The organism is Paenibacillus sp. UNC217MF (genome assembly GCF_000686865.1).
GTDB lineage: Bacteria > Bacillota > Bacilli > Paenibacillales > Paenibacillaceae > Paenibacillus_B > Paenibacillus_B suaedae.
This window is the reverse complement of sequence record NZ_KK366027.1, coordinates 191773-215956: the sequence shown is the minus strand read 5'-3', so window position 1 is coordinate 215956 and position 24184 is coordinate 191773. Positions and strand designations below refer to the sequence as shown.

Genomic DNA, 24184 nt, shown 5'->3' with positions numbered 1-24184 from the left:
GAGGCAAAACCGCATTGTAAGCAGGCCTTCGGTTATCCGTCATTTATAAGTTATGTAGAGCATTTTGTCCGTCATGCCAGAAACTAAAAAAGGAACAGCCCCTACAGGAAGAGACACTGTAGGGGCATACCGTTTACGTATCGCTAAGGGAGCTTTTTGGTACTCAGCGGCAGCGAGCGCAGCTTCCGCAACGTGCGCAGCTACTGCAGCGGGCGCAATTGAAGCAGTTACTGCAACGTGCGCAGTTGAAGCAGTTGCTACAGCGAAAACAGTTGCTGCATGAACAAAACCCTACACAAAAAAAGCAAAAGCCAACACATAAGCGTGAATCCCCTGCTCCGTTCTGATTTTGCCCCGACGCAGACGTCATCCCCGTCGAATTGAACTTGCCGACATTCAAGTTTTGCAGATCCTTCTGAAAATCGTTCATTTTATACCCTCCTTATCATTCATTTCACTGTACATGCATGTGACTATCGTTAAACGAAAATGTTAGAGCTGGATCCGACCGGCATGCTGCCCATCATCCATCTCGACTAGATAATTTATGAAATTGGCTCCGCTAGTGTTCCTATGACACCCGCCCACCAAAATATGGTTAGGCAGGTATCCCTGCTGACCGAACTTCACTATGAGCTTTTGGGATTTCGATCCTTCGGATTGGGCGTGATTCCTAGATTCCCTCTTCGCTGGCATCGATTAAGGGAAACCATATAAAAAAGCCTAATTTCTCGTTTACAACACTGAGAAATTAGGCTTTTGCTAATTTATTCTTCGCCAAAGTGATTTTCACTAGTTGTCTCAACGAATCAATTTGAGCTCGTATCCCCCGCTGCACCACAAAAACCGCAGTCTGTTATCCGCGGTCTTTACATCTAGAAGCTTAAGCTTGTGGCCGATTATTAATATCGTCAGGAGCTTTACCAACGCGCTGCCGACGATCGATATTGCAGATTTGCTTGGTGTCCCATCGGAGGATCGCTTCCTCTTTAAGGAATGGGTGGATGTCATTTACTAGTGAACACGTTCTATTCCTTTTTGCATGATATCGATTAGATCTATGCTGAGATACAGGCCAATCGCGAACTTCTTCCGAATACAATCGAAGAAATGCTTCGTTACGGCTTCCATGTTACCATGATGGATAATAAAGTGCTTGGCGAAGAACTCAAAAAAGGCGATGTCGTCGTCGCCTGGATGAGCGCAGCCAATTTGGACAAGGTGGTATTTGTGGATCCGTTTACACTGAACATTCACCGTCCAAATAACAAGCAGCATTTAACCTTTGGATACGGCCCTCACTTCTGCCTTGGAGCTCCACTCGCACGGCTGGAGGCAAACATTGGTCTGAGGTTGTTTTTGTTTCATTTCCAACGTATTGAGCCGGTTCCCGGATTCAAATTGGAGGAAAATCTGACGCCTTTTGCCGCTGGGCAGACGCTGACTGATTTACCAATGCGTGTACAACGCTGATAGACGATTCAGCGATTAAATATCGGAATCCCCAAAAAAAAAATACCAATCTATGCGGTAACATCCCCTCTGAGCAGACAACGAAAAAAGACATCTGTAAAGATGGTCTTATACGCTGCTACCGGAGGGGATTTTTTTATGGGGCAAACGAGCCGTACGAATAATAGCTGCTCATTTTAGGAATGTTCTTTTGTTATGTTACTTCTTATCCAACAACTGATAATATGTTTCAAATTTCCATCTAGATGATTGCCATTAATAATTATATCGGCGAATTTTTTAGTAGGGAGCGCAAATTCTTGTTCTCTATGTTTTGCAGCATCTAGATAATAAGTTGCAACTTCCTCGAGCCCCATTCCCCAGCTCTTCATATTCCTACTGATTCTTCTATACATGCGCTCATCTGCATCAAGTTCAGTAAAGATCTTGACATCTAACAATCGCCTCAGCTCTTCAAAATAAAGTGTGAAAATGCCTTCTACGATAATTACATCAGGACGTTTTTTAGAATTCAGTATATTGTGTAAGTACGCCATCAACTTATTATAGTCCAATGCATCTGGATGGTTGTAATCGTCATATTCCACATTTGAAACAGGTGATATCATTTTGGGTAACACTTTTTTATAGAAATGGTCAGTAGAGACTACAGAAACTTGGCAATCACTCAACTCATCATGCAATAATTTACAAAAAGTGGACTTACCACTGCCCGTACCGCCGGCAATTCCCACAATAACAGGTTTCAATTCTATCAGCTCCTCTTTAATATTGGCAAAAAAGACCTTTGAGTATTTTGATGAGATTCATTTCAGACATTTTAGCTACTTGCACTGTTATATTTTTTTATTGCAAGGTTCCAAAAAATCCTTATTAGCAACAGAGATAGAATAGGTACAAAAATGCACCACCAGATGTAGAAATGGTTAAGTCGATCAAGAACAAACAAAGGTGCAAAATTAGTAATCAAAAAAATAGGGACAACAAAGGTACCTAATCTTTGCATCCATTTTTTATAAATCATCATCGGCATGACGTTAAAATTGGATAAGGCCGATGTAATTTCATTGATTGCTCTCGTTTTTGTGGTCCAAAAAGCAAGCAATTGAGGGAAAAGTAAAATACAATACATTATAATTACACCAATGAAGATAAATCCAATGTAACCCAATATGTTGAACCATTCTATAGGAATGTTCATTGCTTTCCAACCTTTCATCACTAGGATGATTCCCGCGGTCATATTGGGGATAAAGGCAGCAAAGTCTACCTTACTCATAGTGGCCATAAATTGAAGAGATACAGGCTTAGTCATATATAGATCCAGTTCTCCATCTGAAACAAGCCCCTGAAAGGTATAGAAATTATGCAAGAACAAACTTCCGTAAATAGCTGAGATAATAAAAAAAGTACCGGTAAACATAAGTATTGCATCGGGCGGCAGTCCGTCAATATCAACGCCAGTACGATAAATTACTACAACATATAGTAGTTTCGAGATTAGTATTAAAATCTCAAGTATCAAAAAGGAAAAGAAATTCCCTCTGTACTCCATCTGCGAGATAATATATCTACGAATAAACAAGAAGTATAATAAGATATGCTTATGTAATTCTTTAATCATAATTCTCAGCATACCTATCCCCCCACCGCGACATATTTTTTTAGCCCCGTTTTCCAAAGGAGGTTGGCTGCAATCAACATGACAATGATCCAAACAACCTGTATGGTTATGCCCCTCATAATTTCAAGAAAATTAATTTTCCCGCTGATAATATTGATAGGCAAATAAATAATATACTGAAAAGGGAAATATTGTAATATGTTTGTGATTGTCGAACCAAATACTTCAAGAGGAAAAACCCCACCTCCAAGAATACTAATCAAATATCGTATCCCAAAAAAAACACTGCCAACTTCTGTCATCCAGAATGCAAGTGTGCTAAAACAGAAAAAAACAAGGAAGTTGATGATCGTCGACAAAAAAATAGCACAGATAAAAAACAAAAAATGAACTGGATTTAATTTCATATCCGCTGATATTTGTAGGAATATCAGTAAACCAAATGTAATGATTAATATAATAATTGTTTGAAATGATTTACTGCCCAGGAATCCACATATTTTATGACTGAAGTAATTGATTGGTTGAACAAGAAATTTGCTTAAGCCGCCATTTTTAATTTCACTTGCAATTTCATATTCGAAACCTGCTGATGAAAGCTTGGATATGATCCCCGCCATTATGATATATATGATCATCTGGTTAAATGTATATCCAAACATTTCTGAATTTCCAGAGTTACTATAAATAGTACTCCAAAGAAAGAACTGTATCATTACTGGAAAAGATATGCTAAAAAGACTTAATAGAAAATCAGCTCTATATGCCATTGAACTCTGAAGACCAAGCCTGAAAGCCATAAAATATTTAAGCCACGGTTTCATGAAGGAACATCACCATCCATTTTGTAAAGCTTCGCTATCCCTTCTTCTATCGAAATGTCTTCAATGGTGAAATCAAATACTGGAAACCGATCTAGTATTGCCTTCATGGTCTGCTTTATCCCATTTTTATTAACTTCCAGCAAGACATTATAACCACTATATTCTCTAATAGTTCCATACTCTATTAAGCACGCCTGCTCAACAAATTCAGAGAACTGCAAATGAATTAATTTCCGATCCATGAAAACACTATTGACTTTATTCAATTGGCCATCATAGACTACTATTCCTTGATTAATTATTATTGATCTTTTACATAGATCCTCGATATCATTCATGTAGTGGCTTGTGAGTATTATGGTTGTTTTCTTTTGTTGGTTATAGTATTTTAAAAAATCTCTTATTTTTTTTTGTGAAATAATATCGAGTCCAATAGTCGGCTCATCTAAAAACATGACTTTAGGTCTATGTATCAAGGCAGCGATAAGTTCTAATTTCATTCTTTCACCAAGAGATAGCCTTCTAACCTGTACTTTGAGTAGATCAGCGACATCCAGTAACTCTGACATCTCGCTAAGCGAAGATTGATAATCCTTGTCAGGGATCTCATAAATGTATTTACTCAACAATAACGATTCGTTTGCCGGTAGATCCCACCAAAGTTGACTTTTTTGACCCATTACAATTGAAAAATTCATCTTGTATTGTTTTTTGCGTTGCCAGGGAATAAATCCCATTACAGATGCGGTTCCTTCTGATGGATAAAGGATGCCTGACAGCATTTTTAATGTAGTTGTCTTTCCTGCGCCATTTGGCCCTAAAAAGCCTACAATTTCACCTTCATCAATTGAAAATGACACTCCCTTTACCGCTTCCTTGGAAAGTTCATTTCGCTTGAACAAGTTCTTGAACGAATTTCGAAGACCAGTTTCTTTTTCGTAATATGTAAATGTTTTTGTCAGGTTGTTGGCTTCGATGATGGGCAACTAGTTCACTCTCCTTCTTTTTTAAATGATATGAAACTACGAAGAGAGTTCTTGAAATGACCTAATACTCGAGAAGCCCTTATTAATCAAGGGCTCTCTCCAAATGTAATCCGAGTCATCAATTAATAAGAATCTTTATCCGCAAACATGCGAGTACAACGATTACACATCATGAGATTATGCATTTTTAGATGTTCTCTAAACTTAGTCGCTCGTTCTCCCTCCCAAATTTCTTCAAACGTCGAACTATATATATTGCCCAGTTTATAATCTGGCAGGTCAACACAAGGATAAACATCTCCCGTTCTACGAATAATTAGTTCATGCCATGGAGCCACGCATTTTGAACGGCCAAAAAGATTTTCTATATCCGTGTAATAATCATGAATATCAATAAATTCCGAATAATCGACCCCCTCTGAACGCCAAATTTCTTCAAGGTCTCTTTTCAAAATATTTGTATCGATATCAATCGAATCTTCTACGAACCCATTCCATGCTGGAGACACGTCACAATCGAGATACTCCTTCATCTCATTAGCGTAAGCGAGTCCTCTTTCACGTGTAGTGTAGAGGAGAGGCGCGAAATTAACAGAAAGATCCCTTCGTTTCGTCCATGGATTTTTTGTGTCATGCAGAACAACTTTGGCATCTTTAAAACGCTCGCGCAATGCATGTAAAAAGTCTTTCGCACTTCTGTAATTATATTTGGAGAGCACCATTGTGATATTGATTATCGGAAACATCTTATTCTGTTTCTTTTTTTCTCTTATTAATGCTTCAATATTTTCACAAACCGTATTAAAGCTGTTTTTGCCTCTTATGGAATCATGGAACTCCTCTGGCCCATCGAGAGAGATATTCATTGCAACAATATTTTCTAAAATAAATGGGATTCTATTTTTTATTAATGAGCCATTCGTAAGTAGATATACGGAAGCCTTTTTCTTGCGAAGATGTTCCACCAGTTCAGTGAAATGCTTATAAAGCATTGGTTCTCCGCCAGTTATTATAACGCCAAGATTCTTGTTGACCGCAGTGACTTGATCAATGAAATTTTTGAGCACATCAATATCTAGCTGTTCCTTAATAACCCTTTGAGGTTCCTTTAAGGCCCAACCAGTTTCTCCCCATATATGGCAGAATGTGCAACGATAGTTGCACAGTTCAGATGGAAATAACGTTAGCTGTTTAATCTGAGGAGCTAAATTCTGTACATATTCCACCAACTTTTCATCTCTCAGTTCTCCGGCTCTTACTAACATAGTCTCCCTCTCTTTCAATGGATATGATGATTTCGATCGGGCGGAATCTACTTTCCATGTGTTGTACCGCTTCTATCTGATTGATACTGGAGCCATATCATTTCAATCTCTTGTTCTAAATATATCAGAGTGATTCGATATGGCTCTCTAGTATGGTAAGTGCATCACTTTACAAAGTTGTTGGACTCACATTTACCTAAGCAATTGCATTGGTTGAAGAAATATAATTTACAATGTTGTTGATTGTTGAGAAGTTGCTAAAATCTAAATCTTCGTCCTTCCATTTCAGTCCAAATTCCATTTCTGCTGCGATAACCAACTTAATGAAGGTGAGTGAATTCACACCGTAAATTGACAAATCCTGATCAGGATCGATTTGATCCATTTCATTGATATCCTCCAGATTTTCCCTGAGCAAGTTGACTACCTTCTCCTTAATATCGTTTACCATGATAACTCCTCCTTAAATACTAGAGTATTACTGCTTTGCCTGCTCGGGCAGATTCCATCCCCGCTAATGCAATTTCTATAGCTTTATAGGCATCTGATGTCGTAACTAATGCCTCACTATCATCACGAATACAATCAACAAAATTCTTAAGCTCACAATAATACGGATTATCAGTATAAGATTCGACATGGTTCTCGTCTACTGGTGAATCTGTACTGTCAAAACGTACCTTTCCTTGTGAACCAATCACCTCAGCTACATTTAAATAAGAACCAGGTGCCCCCCAATACGCTTCTAAATTTGCTGTTGCACCATTCTCAAACCTCAAAGTACTAGTCGCATATTCCAATTTTTCAGTGCGGCGCATTATGCATTGTATCGTTTTCACCTCCCCCAGCACCCAGCGCAAGTAATCGATATCGTGAATCATTAAATCAAAGATTACGTTTCCACCTTTGTCACTGTCTCGATACCAACTAGATTCCGGAAAAGCTACTGCTCGTCTCGTATTTGCTTTTTCAACGATTCCGATCATGTCAACTTTGATTTTTTCCTTCATTTCAGCATAAGCTGGAAAATAACGCAGTACATGTCCAACGAACAGACGAACCCCTTTCTTTTCACAATGCTCAATCATTTCTCTTGCGTCTTGAAGTGTGTGTGCAATTGGCTTCTCACAAATGAGGTGAGATCCATAATCAGCTGCCTTGACAACAAATGTTTTATGTAGATAAGTGGGCAAAGTGACACTAACTACATCAGGCTTAATCTTCGTCATCATTTCATCAAATGATTCAAATGCCTGGGTTCCAGTTGAATTTGCTAGCTCTTCAGCCAGAGGGAAATTAGAGTCGCAAACGCCAACAAGTTCAACATCGGTCATTTTCTGATAGCACATTGCATGTGTACGCCCCATTACTCCACAACCAACGACTACTGCTTTCATAGATTCTTCTCCTCCATTACAATTTTCTTTACAGTTGATTTTGCCTTGTGACATGATCCAATTTTGCAAACAATGTGATGTGAAATGATTTTTCATCAGCTTCAAGCTCAAGTAATTTCTCATAGGCTGGTTGAAACATATCAGTATGATAAATAGGCTGATACTTGAACCTAAGAACTGATTTTCTAATATGATCCCATTGTGCTATCAATTTAATTACATGAAGCACAACTTCGTCATCTTCACCAAACAATAATGTTAAACGATATTTCTCGATATACTTAGCATTTAAAACATCATTGAAAAAGCTGATCAAAGTATCGAGTTGGGATCGTAATTCTAGCTCATTGCTAGCTAATGTGATGAAATATTGATTGAATTGGTGCAAAGCGTTCATGCTTGATTGTAGTTTATCTCTATGATTTTCTATGTTTTCTGCAAAGATATCGACATAGTCAGGCTTTCGCCGCTCCCTTTTTTGATGACTGAAAATATAATGACTCGGTTTATTTTCACTCGAAAAATTTCTCTTGTACCCTTCCGAACCATTTATAATATCAGTGAACGGCATGATACATTTCTTGTAGGAAAGGTTTTCGCGTCGATCATGTTCAATTACGTGGAAAAGCTCATTTTTTTTATCGTAACCATATACAAGTATGGTGTGATCCAAATGTTGTTTGAGAAAGGTGTCTTTTCGAATTGATTCGTAATAGGAGTCGACCCACACAACTACCGGCCTATCCCCTGAGATGCCTTCAATAATGTCTTCAATTATTTTTTCATGATCCCATTTGCTCTCCACGACAAGATTCGAGTCTTCGAACAGGTCTTGCAATTCATGCGATGCGCAATATTCGACTGAATAGATTTTGCCGCCATCATCAGCTTCCATGAAAGTGAACAAGATGAAATCATCAAGTAGAAAAGGAAAAATATCTTCTTGAAAGTGTGAAATAATCGGAAAGACAGAGTTATAGAAGCAATTTTTGAAAAAAACATCATTAAACGGATTGAATCTTTCCAAAAGTCTACTGTCCTGCAACAGGGAATCCATAATGATCTCATCTGACAGGAAGTTGTTACTTACATTTTTTGAATCTAACTTTTCCAATTGTTCAACTATTGCATGAAGACTCCGATAGTTGTATATCATTTCTGAAGAAACGGAAATATTCAGTCGTTCCAAATCAACTTCCATTTTAACAGCTAAGATAGAATTCCCACCTAGGTCAAAAAAGTCAGCATAAACATCGATTTCAGTAAGTCCCAATGTCTCTCCCCATACAGTTGCTATTTGTTTTTCTAGCTCTGGATAATCATTATCTGTCCTTCCTGTCAGCCTAACCTCTGTATGGTTCAATTGTTCATGAACTGCATCATTCGTATCAATCCAGCATCTGACACGTTGAAATGGGTAGGTGGGGACTCGAACTTTTCTCCTGTTTTCTGTCTTATAATATAATTCCCAATTAATATTTGCCCCCTTGATATACAATTGGCAAATCGTATTTATGTTGACCCATTTATTATTGTTATCTATATCCAAAAGTTGTTCATTCGCTTCATCACTTAACTGTCTGCATTCTTCAGTTGTGATTATCCCCTGTGATCTGTCATTTCGAATCACAGTTACCGCGCGATGTTCGCCAAAGAAAATTCCGTTATTAGGCGGGATATTGAAATTTTGAACTAAGATTAAATTGAGCTTTTTTATCAGTTCTCTTCTGTCATCCGCAATGATAGCCAATCGAACATTGTAATGCCCTCGTCCTGTGTTGGCAGTGTAACAAATGTCATGTAAATTGACTTGGCTGTCCTCTAAAAACGGAATATATTTTTCGACTAATTCTTTCAAAGCCGAATTACTTTTAGCAGATAATGCAAGGACAATCTCGCCACTGGCATCAATAGATTGATTCTCATCTAGAAGGGGAGATTCTTCTAAAATCACGTGACAATTCGTACCGCTAAATCCAAAAGAACTTACACCACACCTTCTAGGGTTATATCCTGTCTCCCATGTCTGTAATCGATCATTCACATATACTGGAGAATCTTCAAACCCAATTTTACTGTTAGGCTTCGAAAAATTAATTGTCGGGAGAAGTTCTTTATACTTTAGTGATGCGATAGCTTTAACCAAACCTGCGACTCCAGAGGTGCCGTCTAGGTGCCCAATATTTGTTTTAACGGAACCAATTCCACAAAATTGTTTTTTATCCGTAAAATGACGAAACGCCCTTCTTATTCCATCAATTTCAATAGGATCACCCAACTTTGTTCCAGTCCCATGTGCTTCGATGTAAGAGATTGTTTCAGGGTCTATCCCAGCATCTTTCCACGCATTCATTAGTAATTTTTCTTGTGAAGCAGCATTCGGTGCAGTAATTCCTACGGAAGCCCCATCTTGATTCATGGCACTGCCTTTTATGACTGCGTAGATATAATCATTATCCGACAATGCTTTTTCCAGAGGCTTTAGTAATAATGCAATACTGCCTTCACCCCAAACAGTACCATCTGAGTCAGCATCAAAAGTCTTCGTCTTTCGGTTAGACGACTCGATTCCTATTTCGAACACGCCTTCGGCGGGTATAAGAGAAACCTTTACACCACCTGCGATAGCTTGTTCACATTCGTTATTCTTTAATGCCGTGCAAGCTAAATGGATCGCAACCAATGATGATGAACAAGCTGTATCAACAAGAAAGGCTGGCCCTTGGAAGTTAAGCAGAAAGGAGATTCGGCTTGCAATGATTGAAGGGGTGTTGCCAACGCTAGCTGTATTAATAAAGGTTGGACAATTCTTCGAAACATATTGACCGTAAACAGGCCAGTCGGCATAACCAAGATAAACTCCCGTTCTGCTTCCAATTAGTTTGTTGCCTCCGTAACCAGCATCTTCAATTGCCTCCCAACAGCTTTCGAGGAAGAGTCTCTGATTGGGATCCATATACGCTGCTTCATTTGGAGATAAATGAAAGAAACTATAATCAAAATGATCAACGTTATCTAAATACCCACCGTAACTGTACCTTATGCTTTTTTTGTCAAGATGTGTGAAGTTTAATATAAATGATTCGCTATCTTGCTTTCTAACATTAGATAGTTCTCGAATGAATTCACGTTTATTTCTAATATTCCTCCAAAATTCATCCAAGTTGCTAGCTCCTGGCAAATTAACGGAGAGGCCGATAACTGCAATATCTTGGTTGTTTGTTGTGTTGATCTCTTTTAATTCTTGTAATATATCCAAGCCAATTTCTTTCTCTAATTCACCTGAAGAAACTTTTTCAAATATTATCCGTGCAATTTTATCCATGCTTCACCCCAATTGCGCGATATAATGTTATAGCTTGTTCAATGGTTATTTCTTCTTGTGATACTCGCTCGAACAATGCTGAGATATTTGATCTGACATTATTGCTTACTTTAGGCTGACTACTGGATGTATAATCATCCTTACTGATATGCTCAGATAACTTGGCTACTGTAGGGTAAGAAAATAGATCTGCGATTGTTGCTTTATTAGGAAATTCCTTATCAATGATGGAATGGACTCGAGTGATCATAATCGAATCTCCACCAATATCAAAAAAGTTATCGTTTACATCCAACTCTTCATAACCAAGAACTTGACGCCACGCCTTTGCAATCTGTTTTTCTACATACGTATATGCACTGGATTTCCCTTTAAGTTTGACCTGTAATTGGTTTCCTGTAGGAACCATGTCCTGTGTGTTAACATTTCCTGTTACTATTTCCTCCCTCACCTTAGGAGATAAGCGGAATGGAAGAAAATCGCCTAGTTCAAATACATCACTATTTACATTTAAATTACCAATGAACATCTGTGCCGAGTCACTCTGGATCGCATTATAAAATGCCTTAACTGCATCTTCCGGAGATAGCATGCTAAATAATTCCTTCTTTTCATCAACAATGCTGCTATTATCAGCTAAACTTGTTTTCTGCCATGACGGCCAGTTGATCACCATTGTTTTTCCAATTTTGCTCCCCCGGTAAGAAGGAAATGCATCCATAAACGCATTTGCAGCTGTATATGGACCGGAACCTAGTCCCCCGATTAAAGTAATGGCTGAGGAGAATAACACAAAGAATTGCAAATCTTCTTCGTGCAGATATTTGTTAAGTAACCAGGTTCCTTGCACTTTAGGTGCCATCACCTTTTTGAACGTATGAAGTGATAAATTTCTTAACAAGTCTCCCTCAGCAATTCCTGCTGCATGTACGACACCGTTGATTTTCCCATATCGATTTTTTAGCAAAGCGATGGCAGTCTTCAATTGCTCTTCATCTGTAATATCTGCTTGGATATACTCTAGCTTGGTCCCCATTTGTTCAATATTTTTCATTGCGGTGAATTGTGCGAGTTGTCGATCCCTATCGCCTGTTGGAGAGATGGATCCCTTCGGCAACGGAGAGCGATTTAATAACGCCAACGTAATTTTTTCTTTTGCAGCCAAAAATGTAGCTATCTCTAATCCGATACCACCTGCTCCTCCAGTAATGATATACACACCATCAGTTTGCAATTTAAATCCTGCTTGGCTTGGGCTTGGAAAATTTTTACTGATAAGCCGTTCAACGTATCTTTTGTTATTTCGATATGCCACTTTGTATTCTTTATCTTGAGCACGGAATTCATTGATCACATTGTCCAAATCAGTTTTGTCATCGATGTCGATACAGTTCACATGCAAGGTTTTATTTTCCCATCCGATGACTTTGCCTAAACCAAATAAAGCAGAACGTTCAGGGCGTATTTCCGTTCTTTCATTACTTACTTGAACCGCATAAGTGGTTACAATTTTAATATTTATCCCATTACTTATTTGTTGAGCCGTTAAAGCTTTTATGAGATAGAACAGACTATATACGCCACGTTCTAAACCTTGCTCCAAATTGTCCAATGTATCTTCATACTCATTGCCAGATAATGAGCAAATATGAATAACTCTGGTCACCTTTGTCCAATCGATATCCTTAATCAACAGATTATAATCATTAATGTCTCCTGCGATAATATAAGCTTCTTCATTAATTTTTTTGAATGTTTCGCCTGCTTCTACTTTTATTACTGTTTCGCCATCTTTTCTAAGCTTTTCAGCGATTATAGTACCTACTCCATGACCATCATTAATTAGCAATGATACTATCGGTTTTTTCTCAACAACCTTTTGCAGATCTTTTATTTCCCATGTGCTTGTGTAAAATCTGTCCAGCTTATTTTCAACGGTTGATATGTTCTTACGCGGCTGAATATCCAACCAGCATCGATTCTTTTCAAATGAATAAGCCGGAAGATGTAACCTGTATCTTTTTTCCCTACGGTACAGACTTTCCCATTCAATATCGGCTCCTTGAACGTAAAGAGTGGCTACTTCTTGCAGTATTCTTGTTTCCTGCCTCTCAGTCGCCAAATAATTGATTATTTGTTCGTGTGCCAATAGAGTCTGTTCTTTATTAGCCACATGTTGTAATGAAAACTCATTATATTGCATCGTGCTTCCGTATTCTGTGTTCAGTCCATTTCGCTCAATCAGATTTAACTTTTCCAGAAGATCTTCTGTACTCTTTGCAATGATAGCCAGCCTGTAATTGTAATGACCTCTTCCTGTGCTAAGCGTGTAACATAAATCAGCAATATTGATTTCTTTATGTACATGTAAGTAAGATATAAATCTTCTAACCAGTTTATTGATAGAGGTCTCCGTTTTAGCTGAAATAAGGAATATTTCATTTCTTGGTACTGGCGCAGATGTTACTTGTTCTGGAGCTTCTTCCATTATTACATGACAGTTAGTTCCGCTTAATCCAAACGAACTTACGCCACATCGACGTTTGTCATTTCCAACTTCCCATTTTTTTAACTGATCGTTTACATATAAAGGTGATGACTCAAAGTTAATTTTACGGTTAGGTCTCTTGAAATGAAGAGTTGGAAATAATTCTTTGTATTTTAGAGAAATGACGGCCTTTAACAATCCCACGATTCCAGAGGTATTGTCTAAATGACCGATATTGCTCTTTACAGACCCTATGGCACAAAATTGTTTTCGATCTGTATACCGTTGAAAAGCTCGCTGAATGCCTTCTACTTCGATAGGGTCCCCCAATTTAGTTCCTGTCCCATGAGCCTCAATGTAAGATATCGTTTCAGGATGAATCCCAGCTTTGTTCCATGCGTCTACTATTAATTCTTCTTGCGCCTCAGCATTGGGTGCAGTGATTCCTGGTGAATTGCCGTCTTGGTTAACTGCAGTTGATTTAATTACAGAATAAATATTATCTCTGTCCTCTATTGCTTTGGTCAGCGGTTTTAACATAATGGCAATTACGCCTTCACCGGTTCCTGTCCCGTCCGAACTATCGTCAAATGCGCGCGTTCGAGAAGTTGACGATTCAATGCCTACCTCGAAATCCCTTACGGGCAATAAATGAATTTGTACGCCCCCAGCAATCGCCATATCACATTCTCCATTACGTAATGCCTGACAAGCGAGATGAACGGCCACAAGTGATGAGGAACAAGTCGTATCTACAATCATACTGGGGCCTTTTAGATCTGTAATATAAGAAATTCGGCTAGCGATGATCGGCCTTACATTCCCTGGCATAGACAACTGAAGGGATTCCGGATCAACTTCATGTATTATTTTTTTATAGTCCGAATCGGATCCGAATCCCAAATAAACCCCCGTATTGCTTCCTTCAAGCTTCTTGCCTCCATAACCTGAATCCTCAATTGCACTCCATGCAACTTGAAGAAAAAGGCGTTGGTTGGGATCAAGTAGACTTGCCTCCTTAGGGGATATTTTAAAAAAATTGTAATCAAACTTATCTATATCCTCTAAATATGCAGCCTGACCGTAACGGATTGCTTTTGATTCTTTGCCTAAACAAGCAAAATAGTTATCAACATCTTTTTTTCTCGAAGTCGGAATATCTCGAACACCATCAAAACCAGTGCGAAGGTTGTGCCAAAACTCTTCAACCGTATCCGCTCCAGGAAGGTTTACACCTATCCCAATTATTGCAATATCCGACACAATAGAATCGTCAACGTGTACGTCATATTCGCCTTTTACCGTAATATCTTTTAATTGAATTGAATTTAGATCTAACATGGTTACCTCCGAACTTCCTAAGGATAATGACTAAGATAAAATATCCGAGAATAAAGAAGTCGTCCCAGTTTGCTCTAAAATCTCTTTAAATCGTTCTTGTTGTTCTTGTAGAGGTACTTGCTTTGTTTCGAAGATCGTTTTCAACAGATATATTGCTTCCTTTAATTCTTCAACAGTTGGGAAATGATCATACAAGTCGATTTTCTGCTGTATTTGTTCGATTTTCTTGTATGATTCAATGACACCCGATCGGTAAGCTTCATTATCCCAATTATTATTTTTTGTGCACACAGCTGCAGCAAGGCATTTCGTTATCAAGTTCTTTTGTTCTCCATTAGAGGTATTACTCATCATTTCGATTTCGAATACTTTCTTTGCGAGCTCGACATCTTGTATTTTCCCAAAAGCTAGACTTACTATTTGCTCATTATCCTTTAGTAATTTCGTCAGTATGTTTTGTGGCCCTAACTCCACAAAGTGGTTTATCCCCATCTGAACAAGATACTGCATAGATTCATTCCATCGTACAGGTGAGGTCATTTGAGCGGTAAGCGTTTCAATGACCTCGCTATCATCACGGTATGGTCTTCCAGAAACATTGGATATAACCGGAAAATCAAACTGATTGTATTTATAAGTAAGCAATTCTTGATGTAGCTTACATGCAGCCGGTTCCATTAATGGGCTATGAAAAGGAGCACTGACTCGCAAGAACGAAACACGGGCACCTCGATCTTCAAGTTGTTTAGCAACTGAGTTAACAGCTTTCCTATGTCCAGAAATAACCGTTTGTTGTGGAGAATTGTAGTTAGATATTACAGCAATTCGATCTGATTCCGAGAATTTCTTGCATTCTTCCTCAACAATTTCTTGCCGCATACCAATGATCGCACACATCGCACCGATCTCTTCTGCAACTGCTTCCTGCATGAATATTCCTCTTTGCCTCACTATCTGCAATGCATCCGCAAATGTAATAACTCCTGCACATGTTAACGCAGAGAACTCTCCTAGGCTATGTCCGGCGGCATAAGCGGGTTGAAAGCCAATGAGCTCCATATATAGCTTGTACGCGGCAACACTCATTGTAAGTATTGCAGGTTGTGTATTTTCAGTGCGAGCAAGCTCATCTGAAGCACTGTCAAAACATAATTTTACAAAATCAAGCCCTAGTGTATCACTGGCCTCCTCAAAAACATCTTTCGCCACTTTATAGTTGTCATAGAACTGCTTACCCATGCCTACGAATTGAGATCCTTGCCCAGGAAACAAAAACGCTAAACGCTTCATATTTCTTCTCCCCTTATGAAAAAACATGATTGTCTGCAAGTTGTCCAACAACATCCAAATAGCCATTAATTAAGGAGGATATTTGTTGCGTTCCAAGTCGCCTATTGTTAAATTTGCATACGAATAAGAACTGTTCATCCTCGTAGTGTTCTTCTAGAATTAGAACAAGATCAAATATTTCTAATAACTTTGAATTAATAGCTAACTCATCACCAATCGAAACTAAAGGTAAGATTTCATCGAAACCTTTGTTTCTTCGAATCGTATAGGCTTGATCCAAGTGATACGTTTGGTTATAGAAATCATCATTTCTTTTCTCACTAATGTATTGAAATAGTCTAGGGAACTCTTGAAACTGTGATAAATCTATGAGCAGAGGAACAGCATATCCATTAGCTCTTGTAAATTGAAGGGTCACTGTCTTCTGCTTATTAATCTGAGAGAATAGAAATACATACATCGATAACAGTACATCTAAGAGTTCAATATTGTTGACTGTAGCTACTTGTTTCAATGTTTTGAAACGTTGATTTTTCAAGTAAAACTTGATTGTTCCCTCACCGTTTGCATTTGTATTATGTTGAAAGAAGTTAGAGGGGAGTTTTTCATAATTTAAGAACACTTCTTCACTGAGTTCTTGTTTTTTGGTCGCAACATATTTTGCAAGCTTGGAAATCGTAGAGTAGATAAATAAATCAGGTATAGAAACACCCCAACTATACTCTTTTTCTAATTTTGCGTGCAGCTGCATTAATAGAATTGAATTTCCTCCAATATCGAAGAAGTGGTCATGCAACCCAACATTTTCAAGCTGTAAAATATCCACCCACACTCGACGTATTAAACTTTCAATTTCATCGGGAGTGTCGCTACTTTCTTCCCCAGCATGTAAACTGCGGCCGCATTTGATCAAAGCTGACTTATCAATTTTTGCATTTGAGGTAAGTGGTACAGCATCAATTTCATAAAAGTGGGAGGGAATCATATAATAAGGCAATTTCCCTGCCAAATAATCTTTTATTTCACTAACCGTTAGTTGAACCTTTGACTTCAAATAAGCTGAAATCGATTTGTTGCCTGTGTGATCATTTACGATCAAAACGACTGCATCCTCGATACTTTCATAACTTGAAAGATGATGAGCAATTTCACCAAGTTCGATCCGAAATCCCCTGATTTTAACTTGCTCATCTTTCCGCCCCATAAAATGTATGGAACCGTCAGGGAGCCACTTTCCGAAATCTCCTGTCCTGTACATTCGTAGACGGGAATTGAAAGGATCTGAAATAAATTTTTCAGCAGACAAATTCGGATTATTTCGATATCCACGACCGACTCCTGCACCAGCAATGCATATTTCACCAGGTATACCAATAGGCAAAATCTGATTCTCTTGATTAAGTATATAGACGTTGTATCCTAATACTGGACCTCCAATAGGGATACTATTATCATCGGTTCGATTGCACCGATAATAGGTGGCACACACAGTTGTTTCAGTAGGGCCGTAAGTATTATAAACTTTCGAATGTCCAATCAGATTAGAGATATAGTTTGGCTTAAGAACATCTCCCCCACTGATAAAAGTATGAATAAAAACAAAGTTTGCTCTTCGATTCAACTCGTTCAATAGAAGAGGTGAACAAGATACAATACTGACCTGATGGGTGTGGAGCAAGTTTTCAAGCTTTTTTAAATCCAGAATATCTTCTTTATCCGCAATAAGCACAGTCCCGCCGTTAAGCAAAGCTGGGTAAACTTCCTCCACAAATACATCAAAAGAGCAAGAGGCTTGTTGAAGAATAACATCCTCCGTTGACAAGCTGAATTCCTGTTGAAATGCTCTTACATAGGCAAGTAAATTACGATGCTCAATCATTACCCCTTTGGGTATGCCAGTGGAACCTGACGTATAGATCATATAAACCAAATGTGATGAGCAGTTCAGATTACTGGGATTTGTGGCGTCAGCTTCACCAAAATCATCTTCTACGAAAACAGTGTGACCTGAAAAATGCATGTCTTTCATAAACTTTTGCTTCGTTACGAGAATGTTTGCCTCACAATCAGCTAAGATTCTTGAAATTCTGTCGGAAGTGTATTCACTGTCAATCGGAATATACGATCCACCAGCTTTTAGAACACCTAACATAGATATAATTAAGGTTTGCGATCGTTCCATCAAAATTGGTACAAAGCTCTCCTCGTGCACACCTTTTTGTCTCAACATTCGTGCTAGTGCATTCGCTTTTTCATTGATCTCACGATAACTATATTTTATCCCTTTATAGATAATTGCCGTTGCATCAGGAGTTCTATCTGCCTGCTTCTCAAAAGCCTGATGAACGACTTCACCATTATCAGGCAAATGCAAATCTTTATTAAATGCATATAAAATCTGATTTTTCTCAGTAGCTGTAACGATTTCTATTTCACTAAGTCTTATTTCTGGCTTGTTAATCACCTGTAACAAAATATTTTGAAAATGCCCATACATTCTTTCTACGAACTCCCTAGTAAATAAACTAGTATCGTATATGAATTCCAGTTCTAATTTTTCTTTCAAATTGATTCCAAGAGTTAGTGGATAATTCGTAGTTTCGTACATTTGGTAACTCTCTATATTTAAAAAACCTGCTTGTCTAAGCTTCGAGTCTACAGGGTAATTCTCGATCACAACAATGGAATTAAATAGTGGCGCGATCCCTTCATGATTGCAATATTTCTCTATTTCCACTAGCGGTGTTTGTTCAAATTCTTCCCTTATTCGCAAGGTTTCATCTACATAGCGAATGAAATCATGGGCCTGCATGCCGAAATCTGATTTTATACGCAATGGTACTGTGTTTATAAAAAGGCCCACCATTTCCTCAATTGCTTCAATTGAGGGAACTCTCCCAGATACTGTAGTTCCAAAAACAATATCACATTGAGAGTTATATTTGATTAACATCAACGCCCACACACTATATAAAAGCGAAGAAATGGTAAGTTGTTGCTGTCTTGCAAATTCAACTGCAAGGGAAGTGTCAGATAAAGACAACTCCGAAATAAACCTATCTACGACCCCTGATGGCTCCCCACTCCAGTCATATGGCAAACTGGATGATTCTTCAAAGTGACAAAGAAAGTTACTCCAGAATGTCTCTTGTTTAGATCTGTTCTGCCGTTGGTGCCACTTGATGAATTCCTTGTATTTTGTTTTATTTGTTTGTTTTGGATGATTACCAAGATAGTAGGAGTTGTACGCATCCAGTAATTCTTTTAGAATAATTGCATTACTCCACCCATCAAATAAGATGTGGTGCCAACGAACGATCATCTCGGAAGTGTTATTCGTTAATTTGCACACTGTTACTCGGATTGGTTCAACTTCAAGGTTTAATCGAACATTACGTTCTTGCTCTCTAACGTTTTGTACTAACTTTTCTCGCTCTTCTTCAGTAAGAACCGAAAAATCGTGAATCGTTACGGGAATTGTATGTTGTTTCAATATAATTTGAAGGGGATGATCTAGGTTTTCCCATCTAAAAACGGTTCGCAGCAACTCATTTGTTTCGGCTACAAAATTCCAAGCTCTTCTTATGGATGATAAGCAAAGCTGACCCGTAAGCGTTAGGTCGAGATGCTCAAAATAATAATCAAGTTCTCCATGTTTTAAATAATGATATAGCAATCCTTTTTGTATCGGTGATAGAGCTACTATGTCTTCTACATTAGATTTATCAATCTTTTTAGCATTGTCTCCTAACATATATGGTCACCGACTCTCCATAGATTTCATTTCAAACAACCTCATCTTGTACAAATTCAGAATCAGCCTTCAACTTCATTTGTACAATCTTTCCCATCTCCATCTTTATAAATTTGTCAGCAACATGATAGAATCGGTCATCATGAGTTACAGCAATGATGCACTTCCCTTGATTCTTCAGTTCAGGGAGTAACGTATAGTAGAAGAATTCTCTGAATTCAGGGTCTTGATCTGCTGCCCACTCGTCAAAAAGATATATAGGACGATCCTCTAGATAACTAATTAATAGAGCTAATCTTTTTCTTTGTCCCGTTGAGAGTTTTGTAGTACTTAATTTACCGTTTTGGATATGAACCTTTTCATTTAGAAGCAATATTTTTAAGAAATGTTTTATTTCATTTTCTTTTGCCGAGTAATCAACCCCGTACAATTTATCAAACAAATAAAAATCACTGAAAATTGCTGAATAATTCTGACTCAATTGATCGTACGTAATTTCCTTACCATTTACTGATATTTCTCCGCAATCCGGCTTATATAGACCAGTGAGCAACTTCGCCATCGTCGACTTGCCACTGCCGTTCCCGCCAGTGATAAACGTTATTTCACCTGATTGAAATACACAATTTATCGGTCCGATCGTAAAGAATTCTTGTTCTCTGTTTTTATAACTATATTCAACTGCTTTCAACTCTAACGTTATTGATTGAGGCTTGCTATTTTCATTATGAGTGAGTCCTTCATCCTCGTTTAACTGTTTGGAAAGCTGGTTGATTCGGCTCCAACTTATCCGAACTCTAAGAATGCTTGGAATCGTACGCAATATCCCATGGACAGGCCCCGTCATATACAAAAAAATGAATACATAATTTCGTAGAGAGTCTATTGTCAATTGTTTCTTAAATAGTAAAGGGAATGCGAATACAACAGCTCCTATTACAAATGTAAAGAGTAATTCCCCAATAACATTAATATTTGCAAATTTAAGGCTTCCTAATATTTGTTTATCACGATAGTTCTCACAACTAATCTGTAAATCTTGTTTGAAATCCAACTGTTTTTTTCGATGTAAACTAAGTTCTTTGAATCCACCGATCATATCATGAATAAATTTATAAAACGTATTCTGTATATCCCTTGTTTGCTCCCATAATTTGTTCGCTTGACGACCTATGATAAAGTGGAGACCAGCTGCTATAACAATGACCATGATAGACGCAAACATACCGTATGAACTAATCGATCCCATGTAGAGAAAACAACAAATGAGAGTGACGAGACTGGTCGCACCAGTAACGATAATATTAGAAAAGTCGCTGACTGTTTCCGCATCATTTATTAATGTTGTCTGAATATTTCCCTGTTCTAGAAGTTCTATTTTTTGATAAGGGGTACCAAGTATCTTACTGATTAATTTGGTTCTTTGGTCATAAATAATATTGTTCGTGATCGTTATCATCCGCGTTCTAACAAGTTTCTGCCCGACAACGTAGATAACAATGCCAAATATGAAATATAGAAGTAACCCAGATTGGAATTGGAGTTCATTATCGCTTCGGTTTAAGGTCTCATTGATAACAAAAATGATAAGTGAGTTTCCAAAACCGCTTGCAAGACTCAACATAATTAGTACTAAGAGAGATTTATCGCCTTCTTTAGGGAAAAGTGAAGTCAGCAAGTAGTAAATATTAAACAACAAAACGGAGATAAATAAACTAATTACAGCATATATCAGACTATCTGGTGCCCATACCCGAACGAAATCCCAATTTAAGTCGAAATACAATACATCCGGGATCTTGTACAGGAAAAACGCAAAAAATATGGTGAAAATCAGCAATAACATAAAACTCTTTATTACTCCACTAGGTTGCCCCATAAACTTACGTTTTTTTCGAAATGTTTGATTAATAGCGATGGATGTAAAAAACAATATGATAGGGATAAACGCAAAGGTAACAAAAATGACTACGGAAGCAGTGATATCAATGTTTTTATAGGTATCAGCAACGGATTCATGAGGCTCAATACCTCGCAATATATCCATTATCCCTTGTCCTATGATTTTCGTGTTAGCTGAGTTCGAATTTGCCAAGACAGCGACTCCAATCTGATCTTGGGGTCTGAATACAATGAACGACGAAAAGTTCGGATTACTCCCTTCATGGGAAATCTCCCCTGTCCCTGACTGGAATACTGACCATCCTGCAGCATAGGAGGATCCACTTTCACCTGGAGGAACAGTACGATCCGGCAAATGTGACTTTTCAACTAGTTGCATATTGAAGTTTTCGTTATTTCCACGACCGATTTGTATTTTTAACCATTTTGCGATATCTATAGCGTTTGTAATGACATATCCAGCCGGCACATTACCTCTGTATATTGGTGCATCATATTCTTCAAGTGTTAGTAAGTGAGGCTTATAGCCCTTGGCCATGCCATGAAGTTCAGCTTCATTTCGGAATAAATAGGTGTTGTTTAAATCTAGTGGTTTTAATATTTGATCACGTAAATAATTTTCAAAAGATTCACCCGTTACCTGTTGTATAATGAATCCTAATACATCGTAATTTATGGTTGCATAATGAAATTTTTCTCCTGGCATAAAATCTAAACTCTTATTCATTAATGTACGAACCGTTTCTTCTAATGCATGATTCCCACTTTGTATCGGGATGTCCCCTATTGTCTTAAAGGGGATTCCACTAGTATGATGCAATAGATGTTTTAACGTAATATCTACATTTTCCCCCTCATAATTCATTTGGAACCAAGGGATGTATTTCGTAACCGAATCGTCTAGATTGAGTTTTCCTTGATCTTCCAGTTGTAAAATAGCAAGTGCGGTAAATGCTTTACTTGTAGAACCGAGTTCAAACAAGGTGTCCGGTGTCACTAATTTTTCTGCCTTTATATCGGCGTATCCGAATCCTTTACTGTATATTGTCTCATCGCCCTTTACAATAACGGCGGAAAGCCCCGGAATTGTAGCATCGTTCATGGTGTCTCGAATAAAATTTTCAATTACAACTTCCTCGGAGTTAGGCAAGACAGTTGCAGCTATGACCTGTTCTTGATTAAGAGAGCAAATTAGAAGCATAAAGAGCATTAAAATAATTACTTTACTTCGTTTCATATTCTGCTCCTTTTTCTACTGTGAGATAATCGAAAACTTGGATGTATAGTTTATTATTTCATCAACAGCGTTCGCTATACCGCCAGTATCAACAAATGATTCATGTATTCTTTTGCAATTCAACTTATATTGGCTATCATTCAATATTCTCTTTACGCCCTCTCTCAACTGAACCTCATCAGCTTCACGATTGCGAATGTATATCCCAGCTCCGGCCTCCTCAACCATCATTGCACCCATAAATTCATCAAAAACTTGCGGAACAACGACTAAAGGTACATGAAAACATATCGATTCGTAGATACTGTTTGCTCCACCATGACTGATAAATACACTGGAACGTTTCAATATTTCGAGCTGCGGAACATAACTTCGGACAATGAAATGATTGGGAATTTCCCCTAAATCATTTAAATCAATTTTGTCTCCGACCGATAATACAACTTGTTGTTCGGAATTTTTAAAAGCTTCAAAACAAGATTTGTATATATGCAGCAGCTCATTATAAATAGTACCAAACGCTATATAAATCAATGGCTTATTTGGATCTAGTTTCTCATAGGGAAAATCAACATGTTCTACCCTTGGATATATGGAATATCCTGCAAACAAATACTGATCACTGAATGCATCAGCGTGAAGTTGAAAACACCTAGATGTAAAAAGGATATTTAATTCTTCTTTGCTGCAAAAGACATCATTTATTATGTTGATTTCTTGCATTCCATATTTATGCTCAATGATTCTAGCCAATTTATGCATGAGATTGGAGTATATTTCTTTTGGGTTGTTAAACCGTCGACATATAGGGTCATCCGATGCTCTCACAACATGCTGCATAAAAAACGTTGGGTCGATATCGGCCATTTCATCGATATATGGGAAATTGGCAATGACAGAGATGCCTGGAACGCCAAGCAGCTCCGCGAACACTTTCCCCCAATGGCAAAACGAATCGTGAATAATGTAATTCGGCTCTAAGTCTCTAATTTCTTCCATAAAATGAGTGACGATGATTTGACTTTTACTTAAAATAAAATCAGCAAATACAAGAAACGTATCAAGACCATGGCCATCATATGTTCCAAATCCAAGGAGGCCTTCATAACTCCTAAAAATAGCTCCTGTATCTTCAATTCTATGCCGAAATTTTTCACAAGAGTAATAATAGATTTCTACCCCTCTATCAACCAGTGATTTGATCAAGCCGAGTGTAGGATTGACATGACCATGCAAATCGACACTAAAATAAACAGCCCTTGGCATAATGACCCCTCC

Annotated in this window: 16 protein-coding genes; 3 read left to right on the top strand and 13 right to left on the bottom strand. The window is 37.9% G+C overall.

Going from position 1 to position 24184, the window contains the following annotated elements; all coding sequences use genetic code 11:
- Positions 1-73: 73 nt before the first annotated feature.
- The 3 genes from BP95_RS33165 to BP95_RS33985 all read left to right on the top strand — a co-directional run bounded on the left by BP95_RS33165 (position 74) and on the right by BP95_RS33985 (position 1473).
- Positions 74-283, top strand: a complete 210-nt coding sequence (locus tag BP95_RS33165) for a hypothetical protein (protein WP_139170683.1) — start codon at positions 74-76, stop codon at positions 281-283.
- 513 nt (positions 284-796) lie between these two features.
- Complete coding sequence (locus tag BP95_RS33990; protein WP_231515133.1) at positions 797-1018, top strand: hypothetical protein; 222 nt, start codon at positions 797-799, stop codon at positions 1016-1018.
- A 92-nt stretch (positions 1019-1110) separates the two neighbouring features.
- A complete protein-coding gene (locus tag BP95_RS33985) occupies positions 1111-1473 on the top strand; it encodes a cytochrome P450 (protein WP_231515132.1) in 363 nt (120 codons plus the stop codon).
- Positions 1474-1649: 176 nt separating this feature from the next.
- On the opposite strand, the gene BP95_RS0117050 is transcribed toward BP95_RS33985, so the two are convergent.
- The 13 genes from BP95_RS0117050 to BP95_RS0116990 form a co-directional block, all read right to left on the bottom strand.
- The gene (locus tag BP95_RS0117050) at positions 1650-2222 is read right to left on the bottom strand and encodes a uridine kinase family protein (protein ID WP_028532799.1); all 573 of its coding nucleotides are present in this window, start codon (positions 2220-2222) and stop codon (positions 1650-1652) included.
- A gap of 71 nt (positions 2223-2293) precedes the next feature.
- A complete protein-coding gene (locus BP95_RS0117045) occupies positions 2294-3109 on the bottom strand; it encodes an ABC transporter permease (protein ID WP_021255639.1) in 816 nt (271 codons plus the stop codon).
- 2 nt (positions 3110-3111) lie between these two features.
- Positions 3112-3921 carry an ABC transporter permease gene (locus BP95_RS0117040; protein ID WP_028532797.1) on the bottom strand — a complete coding sequence of 270 codons (810 nt, stop codon included), beginning with the start codon at positions 3919-3921 and terminating at the stop codon, positions 3112-3114.
- On the bottom strand, positions 3918-4907 hold the full coding sequence (locus tag BP95_RS0117035; RefSeq protein WP_028532796.1) for an ABC transporter ATP-binding protein: 990 nt from the start codon (positions 4905-4907) through the stop codon (positions 3918-3920). Before BP95_RS0117035 ends, BP95_RS0117040 begins: the two co-directional genes overlap by 4 nt.
- Before the next feature lie 122 nt (positions 4908-5029).
- The gene (locus BP95_RS0117030; RefSeq protein WP_021255637.1) at positions 5030-6172 is read right to left on the bottom strand and encodes a radical SAM/SPASM domain-containing protein; all 1143 of its coding nucleotides are present in this window, start codon (positions 6170-6172) and stop codon (positions 5030-5032) included.
- A 196-nt stretch (positions 6173-6368) separates the two neighbouring features.
- Positions 6369-6623 (bottom strand): acyl carrier protein, encoded by a 255-nt coding sequence (locus tag BP95_RS0117025; protein WP_021255636.1) that lies wholly within the window; start codon positions 6621-6623, stop codon positions 6369-6371.
- Between the two features lie 19 nt (positions 6624-6642).
- Positions 6643-7569 (bottom strand): Gfo/Idh/MocA family protein, encoded by a 927-nt coding sequence (locus BP95_RS0117020; RefSeq protein ID WP_028532794.1) that lies wholly within the window; start codon positions 7567-7569, stop codon positions 6643-6645.
- 28 nt (positions 7570-7597) lie between these two features.
- Positions 7598-10894 (bottom strand): beta-ketoacyl synthase N-terminal-like domain-containing protein, encoded by a 3297-nt coding sequence (locus BP95_RS30700; RefSeq protein ID WP_051614117.1) that lies wholly within the window; start codon positions 10892-10894, stop codon positions 7598-7600.
- Positions 10887-14723 carry a type I polyketide synthase gene (locus BP95_RS32015; RefSeq protein WP_051614116.1) on the bottom strand — a complete coding sequence of 1279 codons (3837 nt, stop codon included), beginning with the start codon at positions 14721-14723 and terminating at the stop codon, positions 10887-10889. The genes BP95_RS30700 and BP95_RS32015 overlap by 8 nt, the downstream gene beginning before the upstream one ends.
- A gap of 30 nt (positions 14724-14753) precedes the next feature.
- Positions 14754-16013 (bottom strand): ACP S-malonyltransferase, encoded by a 1260-nt coding sequence (gene fabD, locus BP95_RS0117005; protein WP_021255632.1) that lies wholly within the window; start codon positions 16011-16013, stop codon positions 14754-14756.
- A gap of 13 nt (positions 16014-16026) precedes the next feature.
- Positions 16027-19767: a non-ribosomal peptide synthetase gene (locus tag BP95_RS0117000; RefSeq protein WP_028532793.1), complete on the bottom strand. Its 3741-nt coding sequence runs from the start codon at positions 19765-19767 to the stop codon at positions 16027-16029.
- 31 nt (positions 19768-19798) lie between these two features.
- Positions 19799-22906: a cyclic peptide export ABC transporter gene (locus tag BP95_RS0116995; RefSeq protein ID WP_028532792.1), complete on the bottom strand. Its 3108-nt coding sequence runs from the start codon at positions 22904-22906 to the stop codon at positions 19799-19801.
- 15 nt (positions 22907-22921) lie between these two features.
- Entirely contained in the window at positions 22922-24172 is a 1251-nt protein-coding gene (locus BP95_RS0116990; protein WP_028532791.1) for a macrolide family glycosyltransferase, read from the bottom strand.
- Positions 24173-24184: the final 12 nt, after the last annotated feature.

Bases quoted from the DNA above. Each gene is read 5' to 3' on its own strand.
- BP95_RS0116990 (WP_028532791.1), bottom strand. From the start codon at position 24,172: ATGCCAAGGGCTGTTTATTTTAGTGTCGATTTGCATGGTCATGTCAAT.
- fabD (WP_021255632.1), bottom strand. From the start codon at position 16,013: ATGAAGCGTTTAGCGTTTTTGTTTCCTGGGCAAGGATCTCAATTCGTA.
- BP95_RS0117040 (WP_028532797.1), bottom strand. From the start codon at position 3,921: ATGAAACCGTGGCTTAAATATTTTATGGCTTTCAGGCTTGGTCTTCAG.
- BP95_RS0117025 (WP_021255636.1), bottom strand. From the start codon at position 6,623: ATGGTAAACGATATTAAGGAGAAGGTAGTCAACTTGCTCAGGGAAAAT.
- BP95_RS0117000 (WP_028532793.1), bottom strand. From the start codon at position 19,767: ATGTTAGGAGACAATGCTAAAAAGATTGATAAATCTAATGTAGAAGAC.
- BP95_RS33165 (WP_139170683.1), top strand. From the start codon at position 74: ATGCCAGAAACTAAAAAAGGAACAGCCCCTACAGGAAGAGACACTGTA.
- BP95_RS32015 (WP_051614116.1), bottom strand. From the start codon at position 14,723: ATGTTAGATCTAAATTCAATTCAATTAAAAGATATTACGGTAAAAGGC.
- BP95_RS30700 (WP_051614117.1), bottom strand. From the start codon at position 10,894: ATGGATAAAATTGCACGGATAATATTTGAAAAAGTTTCTTCAGGTGAA.
- BP95_RS0117030 (WP_021255637.1), bottom strand. From the start codon at position 6,172: ATGTTAGTAAGAGCCGGAGAACTGAGAGATGAAAAGTTGGTGGAATAT.
- BP95_RS0117045 (WP_021255639.1), bottom strand. From the start codon at position 3,109: ATGCTGAGAATTATGATTAAAGAATTACATAAGCATATCTTATTATAC.
- BP95_RS33985 (WP_231515132.1), top strand. From the start codon at position 1,111: ATGCTTCGTTACGGCTTCCATGTTACCATGATGGATAATAAAGTGCTT.
- BP95_RS0116995 (WP_028532792.1), bottom strand. From the start codon at position 22,906: ATGAAACGAAGTAAAGTAATTATTTTAATGCTCTTTATGCTTCTAATT.
- BP95_RS0117020 (WP_028532794.1), bottom strand. From the start codon at position 7,569: ATGAAAGCAGTAGTCGTTGGTTGTGGAGTAATGGGGCGTACACATGCA.